11 protein-coding genes are annotated in these 19,437 nt (G+C 60.8%); all 11 read right to left on the reverse strand.

The annotated features are described in order from the left end of the window. Nucleotides 1–165 precede the first annotated feature (165 nt). Nucleotides 166–2,229 carry a PulJ/GspJ family protein gene (locus tag ACOYYX_RS18070; protein ID WP_422931308.1) on the reverse strand — a complete coding sequence of 688 codons (2,064 nt, stop codon included), beginning with the start codon at nucleotides 2,227–2,229 and terminating at the stop codon, nucleotides 166–168. A gap of 57 nt (nucleotides 2,230–2,286) precedes the next feature. Continuing rightward, on the reverse strand, nucleotides 2,287–3,615 hold the full coding sequence (locus ACOYYX_RS18075; RefSeq protein ID WP_422931309.1) for a type IV pilus modification PilV family protein: 1,329 nt from the start codon (nucleotides 3,613–3,615) through the stop codon (nucleotides 2,287–2,289). A gap of 448 nt (nucleotides 3,616–4,063) precedes the next feature. Further along, on the reverse strand, nucleotides 4,064–5,320 hold the full coding sequence (locus ACOYYX_RS18080) for a type II secretion system F family protein (protein WP_422931310.1): 1,257 nt from the start codon (nucleotides 5,318–5,320) through the stop codon (nucleotides 4,064–4,066). Between the two features lie 225 nt (nucleotides 5,321–5,545). After that, a complete protein-coding gene (locus ACOYYX_RS18085; RefSeq protein ID WP_422931311.1) occupies nucleotides 5,546–7,267 on the reverse strand; it encodes a GspE/PulE family protein in 1,722 nt (573 codons plus the stop codon). Between the two features lie 287 nt (nucleotides 7,268–7,554). After that, nucleotides 7,555–8,664, reverse strand: coding sequence for a type IV pilus twitching motility protein PilT (locus ACOYYX_RS18090; protein ID WP_422931312.1), 1,110 nt, complete (start codon nucleotides 8,662–8,664; stop codon nucleotides 7,555–7,557). 371 nt (nucleotides 8,665–9,035) lie between these two features. After that, nucleotides 9,036–10,763: a GspE/PulE family protein gene (locus ACOYYX_RS18095; protein ID WP_422931313.1), complete on the reverse strand. Its 1,728-nt coding sequence runs from the start codon at nucleotides 10,761–10,763 to the stop codon at nucleotides 9,036–9,038. Nucleotides 10,764–11,486: 723 nt separating this feature from the next. Beyond that, nucleotides 11,487–14,159, reverse strand: a complete 2,673-nt coding sequence (gene ppdK / locus ACOYYX_RS18100) for a pyruvate, phosphate dikinase (protein WP_422931314.1) — start codon at nucleotides 14,157–14,159, stop codon at nucleotides 11,487–11,489. A gap of 142 nt (nucleotides 14,160–14,301) precedes the next feature. Beyond that, nucleotides 14,302–15,489 (reverse strand): glycosyltransferase family 2 protein, encoded by a 1,188-nt coding sequence (locus ACOYYX_RS18105; protein ID WP_422931315.1) that lies wholly within the window; start codon nucleotides 15,487–15,489, stop codon nucleotides 14,302–14,304. Nucleotides 15,490–15,606: 117 nt separating this feature from the next. Next, entirely contained in the window at nucleotides 15,607–16,581 is a 975-nt protein-coding gene (locus tag ACOYYX_RS18110; protein ID WP_422931316.1) for a GDP-mannose 4,6-dehydratase, read from the reverse strand. Nucleotides 16,582–16,626: 45 nt separating this feature from the next. Then, nucleotides 16,627–18,000, reverse strand: a complete 1,374-nt coding sequence (locus ACOYYX_RS18115) for a nucleotide sugar dehydrogenase (RefSeq protein ID WP_422931317.1) — start codon at nucleotides 17,998–18,000, stop codon at nucleotides 16,627–16,629. Between the two features lie 392 nt (nucleotides 18,001–18,392). Continuing rightward, on the reverse strand, nucleotides 18,393–19,268 hold the full coding sequence (locus ACOYYX_RS18120) for a DUF3179 domain-containing (seleno)protein (protein ID WP_422931318.1): 876 nt from the start codon (nucleotides 19,266–19,268) through the stop codon (nucleotides 18,393–18,395). Nucleotides 19,269–19,437: the final 169 nt, after the last annotated feature.

The following is a 19,437-nucleotide window of genomic DNA, read 5'->3' on the forward strand; positions in this document are numbered from 1 at the left end:
ACTGGGTCGCAAACCGCAGCCATCAATATCGAAGCAAGTTCAAATGTTCGGGAACAAGAGTCCTTGAGACTCTTACTTCGACGACCTCGATTGTAAATCCAGCCGATGGTTGCATCGCAACTCGTGCAACCAAGCTCGAGGCGAATCAGCTCCTCGAGCCTCAGATCATTGTCTTTCGGTGAAGTCCTGACGAATGGTCAGGGTCTTGACCTGTTCATTCCTCGGATCCACGACACGAATCTGGATCTGCAACCCTCGCAACGGCGCCGGATAGGGCGGAGGATACGATGGGTATACGGGCGGTGAGAATGGCGTGCCTACGGGCAACTTCGAGTTAGGATCGAATCCCGTCGCAGGAGCATTGGTATATGCGGTTGACCAAGTATCCCAGACTCGACGCAGACGTATCACATCGGTCGTATCGTCACCGACATTTCCGGTATAAGTTGTGTATCCGGCGAACGTCGTGAAGAAATTAGGATCCATCCGCAAGTCAGCGACTAATGGGGGCATCCGGCCCTCATGCGCCAATGTTTGACTGATAGTGTTATACGTCGATACGCCCGGCGCGGGAGGCCACATGAAAAAGGCGGGTGTACTATTGTGAAATGGCCCGGATGCCATCGGGATAACATATCCCGATGGCAATGTGTAGGGAGGGTAGCCATAAGGTTGATAAAGCCTCACGTCATCACCCCAACCCAGGTCCACATATCCTGGGAAGGAGTTGTCGTAGGCTTTCACGTCGAAGCTGCGTACGCCGACCATCACCAAATCGTCTTCCCAGGTATAAGGCCAGGCGGCGCCCACCAGGTTCGTCGTACCAAAACCGTCGTTGAAGGGTTGCTCAGTGCCTCGAACGCTCGTCGTCATGGGAGGCAGGAAGACTTTCGTATTATCGGCGGCATAAGCCTGAGACGGTGTTAATGTCGGACTAAAAGGACGAAGTCCGTTCGGCTGTAATGGTGATCCTCCACCATTAGTAACGTTACTTGCAACGGGATATCCGGGATCACTCCACACGGCTGAGATGGTTTCACGCCACGTGGGAAACCCAAAGTAAGTTTGATTGGTCTGCGGCCTGGGAAGATTATCACCGACTTGAAGGGGATTGTGGTTAACAACTCCTGGTGTAGTTACATTCGCCAACTGATCAAGAGCCGCGTTGGTCGTAGAGACTAACGTAGGGTCCGTCGAGTGAATCCATCCCAACCCCGACAGGCTGCCGGCCGTTGGATCCGGCTGCGAATACGCCCCGGGGAAAATGTAGGGAAACGCCATCGCATCGTAGGTCGTAAATCTCGAAGGCACACCGTTTGACGATTCAAAAATCAATGGGTTGGGGTTCGCTGTATTAAAAACATTTGGAAATAGTGTTGGGTAATAGTCGGGCACACCATCCCCCGTGTAATTCGCCGTACCTCCTGTCGTGAAGTTCAGGTCATCGGCGACACCATCCCCGCCCGAGGTGACGGTCGTGATATTGGTCAGTGTATTAAAGTCATTCCCAAATCTGGGAGAAGCGAAGCGGTTTTCGCGATTCGTAAGATCACCGAGAGTATTCAACTGAATCGGCGAAAGCAAAGCGGCAGCAAGACCCGAAGTCGTGGGATGCGCCGAAATGTCATTGACGCCCTGCCAACTGACAGGTGTATTGGCGAGGAAGTCAGGCGGGAAGGTGTATCCAGAAGCATTGACGATTGAAGATTGTTTATCCGGGGCAATCAACAAAACGCGACGATATAGGTTTCCGTTGCGGAGAAAGTAGATGATCTCGGCATACTGGCTCGTGAAAACGACAGGCTGGGCCGCTCGAGGAATCGTATTACCGGCGTCGGTGTAAGGTGAACCAATCCAGCACCGTCCGGTGAAGAGCTGGCCCTCGGGGGCTTTGGCAGTGAAACGGAGGCAGTCGTCGGTGTCCTCGCCCTGGACGTCGGCGAACTGATTCTCGATGTATTCGAGGTAACCCAGGTTGTTCTTCGGGTCGAGAGGCGGAGTGAGTCGAGCCGTGACTCCGTTCAAGTCCTGGCGGATGATGGAATCCAGATGGCGAAGGTTGCCGTCGAGTTCCTGATAGTGACGGAGCGCCGTGACCGAACCGGTGGCCGCCTTGAAGATGGTGACGAGGATCGTCATCATCAATACGAGGAGTGCGACCGAGACGAGCATCTCGATGAGTGTTACGCCGCGGCGAGGCGAACGGGGTCGTGGCGATCGGAACGACATCGAAGCACTCCCTCGAACGGACGGCCCGCAACGATCGCGAGCTCGATCACGATTGACTCAGCGTGTGTAGATGGTCCTGGGAAACACGTTGATGACGTTCGGCGAGATCAAGGCGGCATTCATGTGCGCGGGTTGAATGGGTGTCGCCGAAGCATTAAGCAAAGTTTGGGCCTTGAGATCGGTATGAACCCAGACCGTCATCGATCGGTAGGCCTCCGTATCCCCGGTGAACGCTTCGGCGGGTGCGGTCGTGGTACGCTTGACGATCTGATACCAGTAACAACGCTGATAAGGGAAAAACGTACCAATACCCGAGAGATATGCAGGACTTGTCAGGATGTCGGTATTGAGCGTGAAAATCCTGCGCGAGGCATCGAGGTTGGACGATCGCTCGTAGGTGACGTCGGCGATCCAATTCCCCACGCGAATATCAGGATCCGGGAGGCTTGCCGGCCATCGCAGGAGTACGACCCGTGACGCGGCTGCACCGTACCCGAGGGTGCCTTGTGTCGTGGATACCCGGCGAACGTTCGTGCTATAGCCGAAGACGGCCTCCACCACGGGCTCACCTGCAACGACCCCATTATCGATCGCGAAGGGCCGGTTCTCGAAGATGACGACGCTCCCCTCGAAGATCGCTCCATCCGTCGCATCACTCTGATGGCCAGTGAACATCCATGTGTAACGCCAGTCGATGTTGGCCACAGGGATAGTGTTAACAGTTGTCAACTCAGGTATCACCGGGCTGAGTCCGCTATCATTCGATCCAGTGCTCGTATCTCCCTGTTGCCAGACGATATCTTCGGGGGAGACGAACGTATCCGGGACCGTGTTCGGATTGATGAGCAGGGGGTTAAAATTGGTGACTCGCGGCAGCCCGTGAGCACTGGGGTCATTGCCGTCTGGGTCCGGCCTCAAGACGTTTACCCCGGTGGGCGTTGTCCAAAAGCCCGAGCCAAATCGAGCTTCAGGCATGGTCCCATCGGCGTAGATCCCCGTCTGGAAACGCCAGAGCGGATCATAAGCGACAGGCAGGCCAGGACCGGCGGTCCGAATGACACCGGAATCCATACCGGAAGCCAAAACGCCATAAGTGAGCGTATCTTGGATCCACGGATCATAAACAATTGTGCCGTTGTTATACCAAGGACTGAGGTAAGGGTTCGTAAATGACTGTTTATTCAAGAGATTGCGAATATTGAGGTCGGCCGTCGCGGACTCGGTCAGATAGCTGGAGCGGGACAGGCGCGCGGCGTCGCGGAGGCGCAGGAGGCCGAGGGGGAAGAGCGTGGCGAGGGAAATGATGCCCACGCCCATGATCAGGATCGAGATGAGGATCTCGGTGAGCGTGATGCCGGCCCTTGCTCGCGGCGATTGCCGAATCATGAACGACCCCTCTCTTCTCGATCTCGACCTACGGTTTGGAGCAAGGTGATCACGACGTTTTCCCCGACCTCGGACGGATGGACGCGGACTCGACTGACATCCGACGCTTGCATGGTCCGACGGTATGGACGAAGAACATGCGGAGCTTTACGGTCGCTGTAGCGAGGCCGTTGGCTCGATCGGTTGGGCAGTCACCGGGTTGTTAGCTGCACGACGGAATGACGGCGTATTGCGAGTTTCGCTTAGTGGAGGTCAAGGCTCGCGTCCACCGTCCAGGCTAGCCATGTTCACTTAAAATTATGGCAGGCTGTACTTACTTAAGGAGCCAACTGAAAGCCCACCTAGAGGTTACGGGCGAAGTTGCGTTTCGTGCCGGCGATTCCCGCTTTGCTCCGGATTTTTTCGTCGCAAAGCGGTTCGCCCGAATGACTGACGTCCGGTGGTTGGATCAACCGGACAGCTTGGTGATTAGCGTGATCAACGGGAGGAACAAGGCAATGACGATGAAGCCGATGATGCCACCCAAGGTCACGATCATGATCGGTTCCAGGAGGCTCACGAGGCTCTCGACGAGGGCTTCCACTTCTTCGTCGTAGTTGTCGGCGATCTTGTTGAGCATCGTATCGAGTTCGCCCGTTTCCTCGCCGACGTCGATCATGTTGACGACGATGTCGTCGACGATGCGAGACTCACGCAAGGGCTGGGCAATCGTCTCGCCTTCACGAATGCTGTCATAAATACGGGTGAAGGCCCGCTCGAACACCGCGTTGCCGGCGGTGTCTCGCACGATGTTCAGGGACTCGAGGATCGGCACGCCCGACTGGACGAGGGTGCCGAGGGTGCGGGTCGTTCGCGCGACGGTGGACTTCTCGACGATCGCGCCCATGACAGGGATCATCAGGAGGATCCGATCGCAGACGTAAGCGCCCGTCTTGTTGCGATAGAGGAGCTTGATGATGATCCAGAAGATGAACGGGAGCATGAAGACGACGTAGAAGTAATCGATCACGAAGTGGCTGGCGTGGATCAGGAACGTCGTCATGCCGGGGAGGGGCACGCCGAAGTCTTTGAAGATCGCCTCGAACTTCGGGATGATGAAGTAGAGGATGAAGCCGACGATCACGCAGGCGACGAAGATGACGACGATCGGATAGACCATCGCCGACTTGATCCGACGCTTGAGCGACTGAGACTTTTCCTTGAAGTCGGCGAGGCGCTGGAGGATGGCCTCGAGGGCACCGCCCGCCTCGCCGGCCTTGATCATGTTGCAGTAGAGACGGTCGAAGGCCTTGGGGTGCTTGGCGAAGGCCTCGGAGAGCGTCTGGCCGCTCTCGATGTCCTCGACCACATCGGCCAGGGCGTTCTTGAGCACGCCCGGCTTGCACTGGCCTTCGAGAATCTTGAGGCTCCGGAGGATCGGCAGGCCGGCGTCCTGGAGCGTCGAGAGCTGCCGCGTGAAGGTGCAGAGCTGCTTGGTCGAGATCTTGCCGATCGTGAACGACTTCTTCTTGCCCTTGCGCCCACCCGGCTTCTTCGCGCCACCGCCCTTGGCGGCCTTCTTCTTGTCGGACCGCTCGGAGATCTTGGTGACGAAGAAGCCCTTCTGGCGGATCAGTTGCTGCGCCTCTTCCTGGGTCGAGGCGTTGATCGTGTCCTTGACCTCGCGGCCGGTATGATCCATCGCCTCGTACTGATAGGTTGGCATCTGCCTTCTCCCCTTGTCGACGACGTTGGATCAACCGCGTCGTACGGCTCGTCTCGCGTCTGGTGCCGCCTGGTTGATTAGACTCTCAACACGTGAGTTGCGCTTCACATCTCGCCGCATTTTCTCGGAATTCCGCGAGGTGGCCGAATTCCACCGGGCGAATCCCCGCGGGCCGATCTATGCAAGGGCCAGCGGGCGTTGTGCCCGCCCTGCCCTTCGACTGGCTCAATCCTCGTCGAGCATCGTCTCGCGAAGGATCTCCTCGACGCTGGTAAGGCCTTCGTGGATCGCCTTCAGGCCCGATTCGCGGAGCGTCCGCATGCCGAACTTGCGGCAGGAGTCGCGGAAGTCGTCGAGGGACGTCTCGGCCACGACCATGTCGCGGAGGATGTCATTCATGATCAGAAGTTCATAGACTCCCATGCGGCCTTTATAGCCGGTGTTGTTGCACTTCTCGCAGCCCTTGCCGTAGAAGAACTTCTTCGTGGAGGCCTCGGCAGTGGTCATGCCGAGCTCCATGGCGACTTCCTGGCTAGGCTGGAATTCCGTGCGGCAATTCACGCAGATCTTGCGCACGAGCCGCTGGGCGAGCACCCCTTCGATCGTGGCCGTGATCAAGAAGGTGGGCAGGCCCATGTCGCGGAGCCGGGTGATCGCCGAAGGGGCGTCGTTGGTGTGCAGCGTCGTGAAGACGACGTGCCCGGTGAGCGACGCCTGGATGGCGATTTCGGCCGTCTCGAGGTCGCGGGTCTCTCCCACGAGGATCTTGTCCGGATCCTGACGCAGGATCGCGCGAAGACACGCAGCGAAGGTCACGCCGATTTCCGGGTTGATCGGCACCTGGATGAGGCCGTCGATCTCGTACTCGACGGGCTCCTCGGTGGTGATGATCTTCTCGGTGATCTCGTTCAGTTCATTGAGCGTTGCATACAAGGTCGTCGTCTTGCCCGACGACGTCGGCCCGGTCACCAGGATGATGCCGTTCGGCTTGCGAATCAGCTCACGCCAGGTGACGAGCGTATCGGGCGGCATGCCGATCTTGTTCAGGTCGAGCTGCACGACGGTACGGTCGAGGATTCGGAGGACGACGCTCTCGCCGAAGAGGGTCGGCAAGGTGGAGACGCGGATATCGATCTGGTTGCCGCCGATGGCAAGCTGAATACGGCCGTCCTGCGGCAGGCGGCGCTCGGCGATATCCAGGTTTGCCATGACCTTGATGCGGCTGGCGATGGCGGGAGCCAGGTGACGCGGGGGCGGCACGAGCTCATAGAGCACGCCGTCCACGCGATAACGCATCTTGTACTCTTCCTCGAACGGCTCGAAGTGGATGTCCGAGGCCTTGTCCTTGATCGAGAGCAACAGCACCATGTTCAGGAGTTTGCGCACCGGCGCCGCCTCGGCCATTTCTTCGATGGCTTCGAGGTCGATCGTGTTCTCGTTGCGCGACGAAAATTGAGCGAGTCCCTTGTCGGACTCGATCTGCTTCACGACGTCCTCGATCGACTCCTGATGCCCTGCATAGAGTCGTTCGATGGCCGCCATCACGTCGGCCTCGGACGCGATCGCCCCCTTGACCTCGACGCCGAGGAACGAGCGGATGCTGTCCAGGGTCGACGGGTTCTGCGGCTCGGCCATGACGACCGTGACGCTCTTGTCTTTCTTGTTCTGCGAGAGGGGCACGACCTTGAAGGCCGTGGCCATCGTCTCGTTGATCAGTTCGGTGAGCTCGGAGGGGATCGTCGTCTCGGCGATCTTGACGACCTTCATCCCGAGCTGCTCGGCGAGAGCCTTGAGGACCTGCTCTTCCTTCACGTAGTTGAGCCGGACCGCAACCTTGCCAATGAGCTCATTGCTGGAGCGCTTCTGTTCCGCAAGGACCGCCCAGAGCTTTTCCTCGTCGAGGTAGCCCATATCCACGAGAATCTGGCCGAGCTTACGCGCCGCCATGGATGGTCCTCACCCTCTCCGGTTGGTGCGGAACTCCCGTTGGAGGCCCGCACGACCTTAAATGCAAACACGCTGGTTGTATGATGCGACGAACCAAAGTGGGCCGACGCAACACCCAGGACGGGGGCGACGGTTCAGGAATCGACTAGGCCCGACCGGAGCAGATCATGAGACGCCGGCGGAGGACAGGAGGTCCCGAGATCGCCGGCATCATCCGAACAGACTCTACCCCAAGACCATACGGAAAACTCTCGGCGACGTGACTCGCCTCCCCGAGAGTCCTGGGATCAACCTTCCTCGTCCCCCTCTTCCTCGTCGTCGAAGATACCCTTCTTGGCATTCTCGATGCGTTCCCGGAGGTCGTTGACCTTGCGAGACTTGTAGAGGACTTCTTCTTCCTCGACCAGCCCCTGACGCCAGAGGTTGAAGAGGCTGTCGTCGAGCAGGATCATGCCGTGTTTACGGCCGGTCTGGATCGACGAATCAATGCGGTACGTCTTGTTTTCACGGATCAGGTTGGAGATGGCCGGCGTGACGACGAGCATCTCGTAGGCGGCGACCAGGCCCTTCGGCTTGCGCGGGAGGAGGGCCTGAGCGAGGACCCCGAGGATCGCGACCGAGAGCTGGGTCCGGATCTGGTCCTGCTGTTCCTTCGGAAACACGTCGATGATTCGGTTCACCGTACCTTCGGCCGAGTTCGTGTGCAGCGTGCCGAACACGATGTGACCGGTCTCGGCGGCGGTAATGGCGGCCGAGATCGTGGCAAGGTCTCGCATTTCGCCGACGAGGATGATGTCAGGGTCCATACGCAAGGCGCGACGGATGGCCTCGGGGAAGTCCGGCACGTCGATCCCGATCTCGCGCTGATTCACAAGCGACTTCTTGTGCTTGTGGAAGTACTCGATCGGATCCTCGATCGTGATGATGTGCCGGTCCATGTTGTCATTGATCCAATTGATCATGCTCGCGAGGCTCGTCGTCTTGCCCGAGCCGGTCGGCCCGGTGACGAGGATGAGACCGCGAGGGCGCGTGATCAACTCTTCAATGGCGGCAGGGAGGCCGAGCTGCTGGAACGTGAGGAATTCGTTAGGCACGCGCCGCAGGACCAAGCCGATGTTGCCGCGCTGCTTGAAGACGGCGACGCGGAACCGGGCCATGTCCCCGAAGGCGAACCCGAAGTCGGTCCCGCCGACTTCCTGGAGCTCCTGCTGACACCGCTCGGGCGTAATGGACTTCATCAACGCCGAGGTATCGGACGCCTCCAGCACCTTCGTCGCGAGCGGCCGCATGTGGCCGTGGAGCCGAAGCATCGGCTGGCTCCCGACGGTCAGGTGCAGGTCGCTCGCTTTCTGCGTGCAGACCGTCTGGAGCAGTTTGTCGATGAGCAGGGTACCCATTGCCGGATCAAACCTCCCACGTAAGCTCCATGGCGACCATCCCCGATCCCTGCCAGCATCCTGGTCCAGGGTCTCGGGGATCTTGACTTTGTCTTATGAACCGAGTGTCTACCGGAAGGAAACGTGGGTCATTTGATTTACGGCAAAGGTCGAGAGCACTTGCCGCTGACCCATTATTTCGGCGGTCGACCATGCGATCAAGCGATGGAGCCCGCTTTGAGGCCTCCCGAAGATGGCATCAGGAGCGGACTTCGGGGGGCTTGACGCGAGTTTCCGAGCCGTTGAAGGCAGCATCGCCCGGAGGAATTCAGCGAGGTTGACTCTCCTCCTTGGAGAGATGGAGACCACGCTGATGATGGAATTCCAACTCATCAGTTGGATTCGCCGCCAGCATCCTGCTTGGTGATGCGGAGCACCTCTTCGATGGTGGTCAGACCCTTGAGGGCCTTGATCATTCCGTCTTCAAAGAGTGTACGCATCCCCTGTTTACGAGCCACCCTACGAATATTCTGGGTGGAGTCTCCCTTGAAGGTCATCTCGCGAATCTGGGTCGTCATCCCGAGCAGTTCGTAGATGCCCATTCGGCCGCGGTAGCCCGTCTTGTTGCAGTTAGAGCAGCCCTTCCCCTTCATGAAGTTGGCCTTCTTGGCAATCTCGGGACGGAGCCCGAGGCCCTGAAGAATGTGGGCCGGCGGCTCGACGCGTTGGCGGCATTTCGGACATACCTTTCGCACCAAACGCTGTGCCAAAATCGCCATGACCGAGCTGGCCACGAGGAACGGTTGGACGCCGATATCGACCAGTCTTGTTACAGCGCTCGGCGCATCGTTCGTATGCAATGTACTGAAAACCAAGTGTCCTGTCAGACTGGCCTGGATGGCGGTATTCGCGGTCTCTTCATCGCGGATTTCACCGACCAGGAGGATGTTCGGATTCTGCCGCAACATCGCGCGGATGATGCGGGCGAAGGTCATCCCGATCTTGGCTCGGACCTCGCATTGGTTAACGCCAGGGAGGTAGTACTCGACCGGATCCTCGGCCGTGATGATCTTCACGTCGGGACGGTTCAGCTCATTGAGGGCGGCGTACAGGGTCGTCGTCTTGCCCGATCCCGTCGGCCCAGTCACGAGGAGAATGCCGTTGGGGCGTTTGATGTACTGCGAGAATCGCTTCCAGTCTTCCTCGGCGAAGCCGAGGTCGCGAAGGCCGACCTTGATATTCTCGCGGTCGAGGATCCGCATGACGACCGACTGTCCATGCGCGGTTGGCAGCACGCTGACACGCAGGTCGATATCCTTGCCGCCGGCGAAGATCTTGATTCGGCCGTCCTGGGGACGTCGCTTCTCTGCGATGTCCATCGAGCCCATGATTTTGAGCCGGCTGATGATCGAGCCGAGCAGGCGGCGAGGCGGAGAGTCGCGCTCCATGCAGACGCCGTCGATCCGGTAACGGATCCGGACGCGATCCGGGAACGGCTCGATGTGGATGTCCGAGGCCCGCATGTTCACGGCCTCCTGGATGATGAGGTGCACCAGCCTGATGACCGGCGCATCCCCTTCTTCCAGCGTATTCGTCCCACTCCCCGTCCTAACGTCGCCACCGTCGTCCGAGAAGTCGATCGCGGTGTCCGTGAACTCCTGGAGCATGGAGTCGACCGACTCGGTTTCGCTCGAGGTGCCGCCGTAGTATTTGTTGATGGCCTCGACGATCGCTTCCTTGGGGGCAAGCGAGACCTCGATCTCCCGGTTCAAGACGAACCTGAGCTTATCGATGGTGTCGAACGAATTCGGGTCGTGCATGATGACCCGGATGGTGCCGCTCTCCTGTGCGAGGGGCATCACGACGTTTTCACGCGCCAGGGACTCGGGCACGAGCTCGATGACGGAGGCGGGGATCTCGATCTCGCGGAGGTCGATGAAGGCCATGCCGTGCTGCTCGGCCTTCGCCTTCATGATGTCGTCGATTTCGAGGTAGTTCAGCTTGACGAGGGCTTCCTCGATGGGGGTATTCCCCATCTGCTTCGCTTCCTTGAGCTGGTCGAGCCCAATCAGCCCACGCTTGACCAAGATCTCGGTCCAATCGCGGTTCTGTTTCGCCATGGCGATGCGGCTCCGAAAGACTCACCAAGCGTAAGCCTAGGACCAAATCCGCATGATGCCAGCGCAATGGCATCCCCAAGCGGGGTCGTGGCCTCGCTCAGCCCGTGCCAGATTGAAATGGGACGTCAATTCCGAAAGTCAGCGGGGCGAGGACGATCAAGCGATCAATCACAACATCGGCCGCATGATGGAGATGACAGAATCGATAAAGTCAACGTTACCACAGCATTGACACGACGACAAGCAATCGAAATCGATTTCCGAACGGTTACAGACTCCCCTTCCGGACCACAGGACAAGGGCCGCCGTGGCCGAGAAAATTGGGGAATCGCAGCCCCATCAAACTCGAAAATGGCCCAGAGACCCGTCTTTGGTCAGACACTATTGCTAGACTGCGAAACTTAGGCAAGAAGAAACTACAGCGCCAGGACTTCAACGAACCCCACGTCACGGACTATTCGCGCCAACCGGCCCAACCCATCGACGAGTCCTCCGCCTACATCAGTCGTCGTGGAGGGAAGATCTCATCCGGCAAGAATCGGGCTTGCAAACATTTCGATAGCCGCATGTTTTCAATCTTTCAATTTAATTCGCAAAAAACATTGATACATCAAGACTTTATCGAATTTCCAATCAAGTCGGCATGTAGGTTCGAAGTAGAAAAGGCCACCCCCGGTTAGGGGGTGGCCTTTGTCTTGAACATCAGGTTGCGGACAACCAGGCTCAACGATCGCGGCTGATCGCCTCACCGTCGGCCAGCGACGCCTGGGCGGCCGCGAGGCGGGCGATGGGGACGCGGAACGGAGAGCAGGAGACGTAGTCGAGGCCGACCTTGTGGCAGAAGGCCACGCTGTCGGGATCGCCGCCGTGCTCGCCGCAGATGCCGACCTTGAGGTGTTCGCCCTTGGCCTTACGGGTTGCCCGGCCCTTGTCGACGCCCATGATGACGAGTTGGCCGACGCCAACGGTGTCGAGCGACTGGAACGGGTCGACCTTGAGGATCTTCTGGTCGATGTAGGTCGGAACGAACGAGGTGATGTCGTCGCGGCTGAAGCCGAACGTCATCTGGGTCAGGTCGTTGGTGCCGAACGAGAAGAATTCGGCTTCTTCGGCAATCTGGTCGGCCGTGAGGGCGGCGCGGGGCACCTCGATCATGGTGCCGATCAGGTAGTCGACCTTCACGTTCTCGACCGCAATGATCTCTGTGGCGATGGCCACGGCACGTTTCTTGAGGAAGGCGAGTTCCTCGATGGTGCCGACCAGCGGGATCATGATCTCGGGGAGGACGTCGATCCCCTTCTTCTTGACGGCGATGGCCGCCTCGATGATCGCCCGAACCTGCATATCGCCGATTTCGGGGTAGAGGATGGCGAGGCGGCAGCCGCGAAGGCCGAGCATCGGGTTCGACTCGTGGAGCTGCTCCACGCGACGACGCACCTTCTCAATCGGCACGTTGAGCTGCTTGGCGACCTCGGCCTGGCCGGCCTCGTCGTGCGGGAGGAACTCGTGGAGCGGCGGGTCGAGGAGGCGGATGGTGACCGGCAGGCCGGCCATCGCCTCGAAGAGGCCGATGAAGTCCTCGCGTTGGTAGGGCTCGAGGGCGGCGAGGGCCGACTTGCGACCGGCCTCGTCGTCGGCCAGGATCATTTTACGCATGTCGACGATGCGCTGGCCTTCGAAGAACATGTGCTCGGTGCGGCAGAGGCCGATCCCCTCGGCGCCGAAGTCGCGGGCCTTCTTGGCGTCCTTCGGAGTATCGGCGTTGGTTCGGACCTTGAGCTTGCGCTTCTTGTCAGCCCAGGCCATGAGGGTGGCGAAGTCGCCGCTGACTTCGGGGTCGACGGTCGCGGCCTGCCCGATCATCACGTCGCCATTGGTCCCGTTGATGGTGATGAAGTCACCCGCTTTGACGACCTGACCGGCGACGGTGACCGTCCCGGCCTTCTCGTCGATGTGGAGGGCACCGCAGCCGACGACGCAGGGCTTGCCCCAACCGCGGGCGACGACCGCGGCGTGGCTGGCCTTTCCACCGGTCGCCGTGAGGATGCCCTTGGCGAGGTTCATGCCAGCGACGTCTTCAGGGCTCGTTTCCTTGCGGACGAGCAGGATCGGCTCATTCGGATGATCGACGGCGAACTGGACAGCAGCCTCGGCCGAGAGGACGACCTTACCAGTGGCGGCACCGGGGCTGGCCGCGATCCCCTGCGCGACGGCCTTGAGCTTCGACTTGGGGTCGAGCTGCGGCAAAAGAAGGTGGTTCAGGCTATCCGGGCTGACGCGCTTGATCGCCGTATCCTCGTCGATCAGCTTCTCGCCGACCATCTCGACGGCGATGCGGACGGCGGCGGTACCGGTTCGCTTGCCCGTCCGGGTCTGAAGCATGTAGAGCTTCCCCTCCTGGACGGTGAACTCGATATCCTGCATTTCCTTGTAGTGGTTTTCGAGGTTCTCTCGAATCTTCAAGAGCTGCTCGTAAACCTTGGGCATCTCGTCGTTGAGCCGGCTGATCGGCTCGGGGGTGCGGATACCCGCGACGACGTCTTCGCCCTGGGCGTTGATCAGGTAGTCGCCGTAGAAGACGTTCTCGCCGGTGTTCGGGTCGCGGGTGAAGGCCACGCCGGTGCCCGAGTCGCCGCCCATGTTGCCGAAGACCATGGCCTGGACGTTGACGGCGGTCCCCTTCAGGCCGGTGATCCGCTCGATCCGGCGGTACTCGACGGCCTTCTTCCCTTCCCAGCTATTGAAGACGGCCATGATCGCCGCCCAGAGCTGCTCGATGGGGTCCTGGGGGAAGTCGGTACTGGTGTATTTCTTGTAGACGGCCTTGTACTTCTCGACGAGGATCTTGAGGTCGTCGCCGGAGAGGTCGGTGTCGAGAGCGACGTTGCGCTGCTTCTTGAGCGAGTCGAGCTCGTGCTCGAAGTGCTCATGATCGACGCCCATCACGACCGAGCCGAACATGTCGATCAGGCGGCGGTAGCCGTCGTAGGCGAACCGGGGGTTGCCGGTCTTCTTGGCGAGCCCCTCCACGGCCACGTCGGAGAGGCCGAGGTTGAGGATCGTGTTCATCATGCCGGGCATGGAGAGCGCGGCACCCGACCGGACGGAGACGAGGAGGGGATCCGAGGGATCGCCGAGCTTGGAGCCGACCATGGCCTCCACCTTGGCGATCGCTTCCTGGACCTGCGGCTTGACCGCGTCGGGGAGCTTCTTACCGTTCTCGTAGTACTGCGCGCAGACTTCCGTGGTGATCGTGAAACCGGGAGGAACCGGGATCCCGATGACACTCATCTCGGCGAGGTTGGCCCCCTTGCCGCCGAGCAGGGTCTTCATGTCGGCCTTGCCGTCGGCCTTGCCCCCGCCGAACGAGTAGACGTACTTCTGCGAATCGGCCATCGGTAATGCTAACTCCCTGGGTCGCGTGGATCGGATCCCCGGCAACCGTCGCGGACGCGTTTCGGCACGCGCGGCCTGCCGCATTGTTCGTAAACTCATGAAAGGACAAAGATTAACGCCCCCGTATAGTGGCGTCAAGGCGCTACCCGTCCCGGCGGCGGTCGCCTTCCGGGTCGAAGATTTGCGGGGATCGAGGGGTTTCTTCGCAGGGGTCGGAAACCCCTGCAGGATCGGTCTTTCGGGCGGCCAATTCGGACGCAGGCCGTCGCCTGGCCTTGGGTCGACGGGGATGACGGTGAGGCCCAGGGAGCAGCGAGCGGGCCGAGTCGAGCCGCAACGTGGGTCGGCTCGCGGGCTCGGACTGGGAAGGTTGATACTCGTGGACGACGTAGGCCGGTCGCCCCTTGGCTTCGAGGAAGATCAGCCGGATGTACTCGCCGATGATCCCCAGGCTCACGAGCTGGATCGAGCCCATGAAGAGGACAACCACGATGGTGCTCGCCCAGCCTCGAGGCGCGGTCTGGTTGTGGAAGGCGTCGAGGAAAACCCAGGCCATCATCAGCGCGGCGAAGCTCGCGGTCGTGATCCCGAGATAGGTCACCAGACGAAGCGGATAGCCGCTGAAGCTGACCAGCCCGTCGACGGCCAGGCCGAAGAGGGCGGGAAGCGAGTACTTCGACTTCCCCTCCGCCCGCGCCGGGCGATCGTAAGGCAGGCCGACCTGACGGAATCCGACGAACGTGCGGAGACCTCGGACGAACCTGCGACGCTCGGGCAGCGATCTCAGGACATCAACCACCCGGCGATCCATCAGACCGAAGTCGCCGCTATCGAGGGGGATATCGAGGTCGCTCAACGCGCGCAGCACTCGGTAGAAGGTCGCGTACGCGAGCCGCTTGGGCCAGCTTTCTTTCCGGGTTCGGCGGACGGCGTAGACGACGTCGTTGCCTTCGAGCCAGAGCCGGTACATCTCGGGCAGAAGCTCGGGCGGATCCTGCAGGTCGCCGTCCATCACGACAACCGCACGCCCCTGGGCATGGTCGAGCCCCGCGGAGACCGCGGCCTGATGGCCGAAGTTCCGGCTGAGGAAGAGCGTCGCCAGTCTCGGATCCCGGCGCTGCAGTTCCCTCATGAGCCGCGCAGTGCCGTCGCGGCTCCCGTCATCCACGAGCAAGATCTCGTAGGAGATCCCGAGGGGCTCGAGGGCCACGGTGAGCTGTCGGTGCAACTCGTGGAGGTTCTCTTCCTCGTTGAAGAGAGGGATCACGACACTGAGGTCCGGCTCCTCGGCCTGGACCGACAGCCCAATTTCATGCGAGATCGATGACACGGCCCACATCCGTCCCTGGATCGAAGACCTGGTGCGAAAGATGTCGCAGAATACCATCAGCCCCGGCTTGGCATAACCCGAGTTTGCCCGCGGTGCCCTGCGACACGCTCGATCAAATCAGGCCGTCGAAGACGAGTCGCGTGTGAAGGCGATGACACTCTCGAGGATCTCCGCCAGGGTACGACGAGGCTGGAACCCGACCAGCGCCGCGATCTTGGAGGTATCCGGCACACGCCTGGGCATGTCTTCGAAGCCGGCCTCGTACGCTTCGGAATAGGGGATGTAGACGATCTCGGAGTCGGAGCCCGTCGCCGCCTTGACCCGCTCGGCGAGGGTCGCGATTGAGACCTCTTCGGTCGAGCCGATGTTATAGACGTGCCCCACTGCATCGGGGTGGTCCATCAGCTTGATGAGAGCATCGACGACGTCGGCGACGTGTGCGAAACAACGGGTTTGCTTACCGTCGCCATAGACCGTGAGCGGCCTGCCTGCGAGAGCCTGCTTCACGAGGGAAGGGATCACCATGCCGTACTGCCCCGTCTGCCTCGGGCCGACGGTGTTGAAGAGCCGAACGACCACGGTCGGCAACTTCTTCTCGCGATAGTAGGCGAGGGCGAGGAACTCGTCGATGGCCTTGGAGCAGGCATAGCTCCAGCGCCCTTTCGTGGTCGCCCCCATCACGAGGTTGCCGTCCTCGCGGAAGGGGACCTGATTGCTCAGGCCATAGACCTCGGAGGTCGACGCGATGAGGACCTTCTTCTTCTTCTTGTTCGCCTGGGCGAGGACGACCTCGGTGCCGTGGACGTTCGTCTCGATCGTCCGCACGGGGCTCTCGACGATCAGCTTCACGCCGACCGCCGCCGCCAGGTGGAAGATCACGTCGCACTGGTCGACGAGTTCGGCGACGACCGGCTGGTTGTGGACCGAGTCCACGGTGTAATGGAACTTCGGCCGCTTGCGGAGGTGGCGGATGTTCTCGATGCTGCCGGTGGAGAGATCATCGAGCACGAAGACTTCGTCGCCGCGCTCGAGATAGGCGTCGGAAAGGTGGGAGCCGATGAAGCCAGCCCCCCCGGTGATCAGGACACGCATCCGACGAGATCCTTTCGGCAACAGGTCCAGTAGCGTCGGCCGTTCTCAGGCGCCGACGATGGTCGTATTGACCCCTTTGACACGACCACGCGTGACGCCCCGCGTATCGACGAGGAGCCTGGAATGGCGGACGACCAGATCCCAGTCGAACAGGCTGTGATCGGTCGCGATCAGGACGCAATCCTGGGATTCGAGCGTCTCCGGCGTCATCGGCGTGCTCTCGAGCCGGATCGTATATCCCCGGAGCGGCGGCAAGGCCGGGACGTGGGGATCGCTATAGGAGATGATCGCCCCTCGTTCCTGGAGCAACTCCATCAGCTCGACCGCCGGGCTCTCGCGACAGTCGTCGACATTCGGCTTGTAGGCGGCCCCCAGGATGAGGATCCGGCTCCCCTTCAGCGGTTTGCTTTGCTCGTTCAGGGCCGAGATCACCCGGTCGACGACGTGATGCGGCATTGCGGTGTTAATCTCGCCCGCGAGCTCGATGAAACGCGTGTGCAATCCGTACGTATGTGCAATCCAGGTCAGGTAGAAGGGGTCGATCGGGATGCAGTGCCCTCCCAGGCCGGGGCCGGGGTAGAAGGCCTGGAACCCGAACGGCTTGGTCTTGGCGGCGTCGATGACCTCCCAGACGTCGATCCCCATGCGATCGAAGACGATCTTGAGTTCGTTGACGAGAGCAATATTCACCGCGCGATAGGTGTTCTCGAGGATCTTGCAGGCCTCGGCGACCTCGCACGACGAGACGGGAACCACGCTCGGCACGACGGCACCGTAGAGCGCCTGGGCCAGTTCGCCGCTCGTCGGATCCCAGCCCCCCACGACCTTGGGAATGTTGGCGGCCGAGTACCGCGGATTCCCGGGGTCTTCGCGCTCGGGGCTATACGCGAGAAAGTAGTCCCCCCCTGCCCTGAGTCCGCGGGCCTCAAGCTGAGGCCGGAGCACGTCGCGGGTCGTGCCGGGATAGGTCGTACTCTCGAGGACGACGAGTTGTCCTGGGCGAAGATAGGCTCCGATCGCCCTGCCGGTCACGATGACTGCCGAGAGGTCGGGCTCGCGGTGGGTTCCCAGCGGGGTCGGGACGCAGATCAGGATCGCGTCGACCTCGGATAGTCGGGAAAAGTCGGCCGAAGCCTCGAATCGGTGGCCGTCGCGGAGCGCCTGGATCCGCTCGCTGCTGATGTGGCCGATGTAGCTCTCGCCGGCCTGGAGGCGGACCACCTTGCTCTCGTCGACGTCGAAGCCGAGGACGGTGAACCCCTGCGACGCGAACAGCTCGACGAGCGGCAGCCCGACGTAACCGAGACCGATCACTCCGACCCGCGCCGAGCGATCGGCGATTCGATTTCGGAGTGACTGGGCAAGGTCCCGGTCGAAATCCGGACCGGATCGCAAGGTCTTCGGGTCCGTCGGCGTCACTTCCGTGGTTCCCTGGGGAGGTGCTGGGCCAGGATCGCCCATCGTGGCGAGCTTGCGAAGGGATTGCGGGGAGGCTCATGCGTCCGGGACCGCCGTCGCGAGCCGCCCTCAACCGCAGTCGACGCGGCCCACAGATCGGCGCGGTCGTCGCTTCTCAACACGTTCCAGGTTAGCGTCCCGGAACCGACCGTCAAGCTCTGCTCTCGGTCCGACGAGACTTATCGTCGTCCTTCGACATGGGACGATCGAGGCGTTGCGGGTTCGTAGGACGCGTTGAACCCCAGACGAGCCTCGTAAAATCGTGCAGATCCCGATTATGGGACGTGTCTCTCTTCAAAAAAGAGACACGCAAGCCGATGTTCTGCGCGTCCCGAACGACTCCATTTCAGGCCCTAGTCGATGGGGACGACTTTCGAACGGTCGGCGCCGACAAGAAGGCGTCCCTGAGGATGTTCGGACTGCCAGTCGCCCCAGTCCTCGAGCGTCGGGGTGCAGAGGAGGCCGAGCTCGCAGCCTCGGCTCGGACCGGCGATGGCACGAAGAGTTTGCCTGGCATCATCCTCGATCCAGAGGCTTTCGGAGCCTCGATCGTAGAGGATGACCTTGCGATTCTGAGTGTAGCCGCTCACCCCCATCGTCACGCGATGCCCCTTCAGCATGGGGTCGTAAACGTGGACGGGCCCGCCCGGCGAGAGCGGATTGAAAGAGACGAGGAACGGTCGATTGCCGACTTGATCATTGATGACGCAGACTTTATCAAGCACCTGAATGGGATAAGCGGTCGTCTCCCCTTGATAATCGAGGTTCGCCACGGCGGCGTCGGTTGGGATCCGGCCCCAGATCCGCCCGCCGCCCCGCTCGATCAGGGGATAGTCGATCGCCTGGATGACGTCTCGACCGATGGGGAGCGAGAGTTGTTGCTGCTCGAGTTCCCCGCGCTTGACCCGGAACCACTGGTGACCGTTGCCATGTTGCCAGCCCGACCAGAGGAGGGTGAATTCCCCCTCGTTGTGGAACCAGTCCTCGGGCGTCTTGGCGAAGGAGTAATGCGGCGAGATGTTGAGGTAGCCGATGATCTCGGTGTGTCGGAGGCGATACTGCTCCGCGCGAAGGGTCTGCCATTCCCTGTAGAGCGACCGCCCTTGCATAGCGACGAACGCGACGAGCAAGGCCATCACGGCCATGATCAGACCGCGAGGAGCCGGCTTCGACCTGGTCTTGGCCTCGGGGGCGAGGATCGGCTCGATGGCGTCTTCGATGTCAGACATCGACAAACACTCCTTCCCGGGGTGGTTCGATCATGCGAGGACGGGGACCTGAACCTTACTCCCTGAGTTGGATGTTCGCTCTCGAATGCGGGAAATCCTCCGACGGCCGCCCGACTTCTACCTCGAAGCAGGATGCCAACCACAATATCGACGGTGCTTTCGTCGCCTG

Origin of the sequence: Singulisphaera chitinilytica (genome assembly GCF_049331405.1) — a bacterium.
GTDB lineage: Bacteria > Planctomycetota > Planctomycetia > Isosphaerales > Isosphaeraceae > PoT.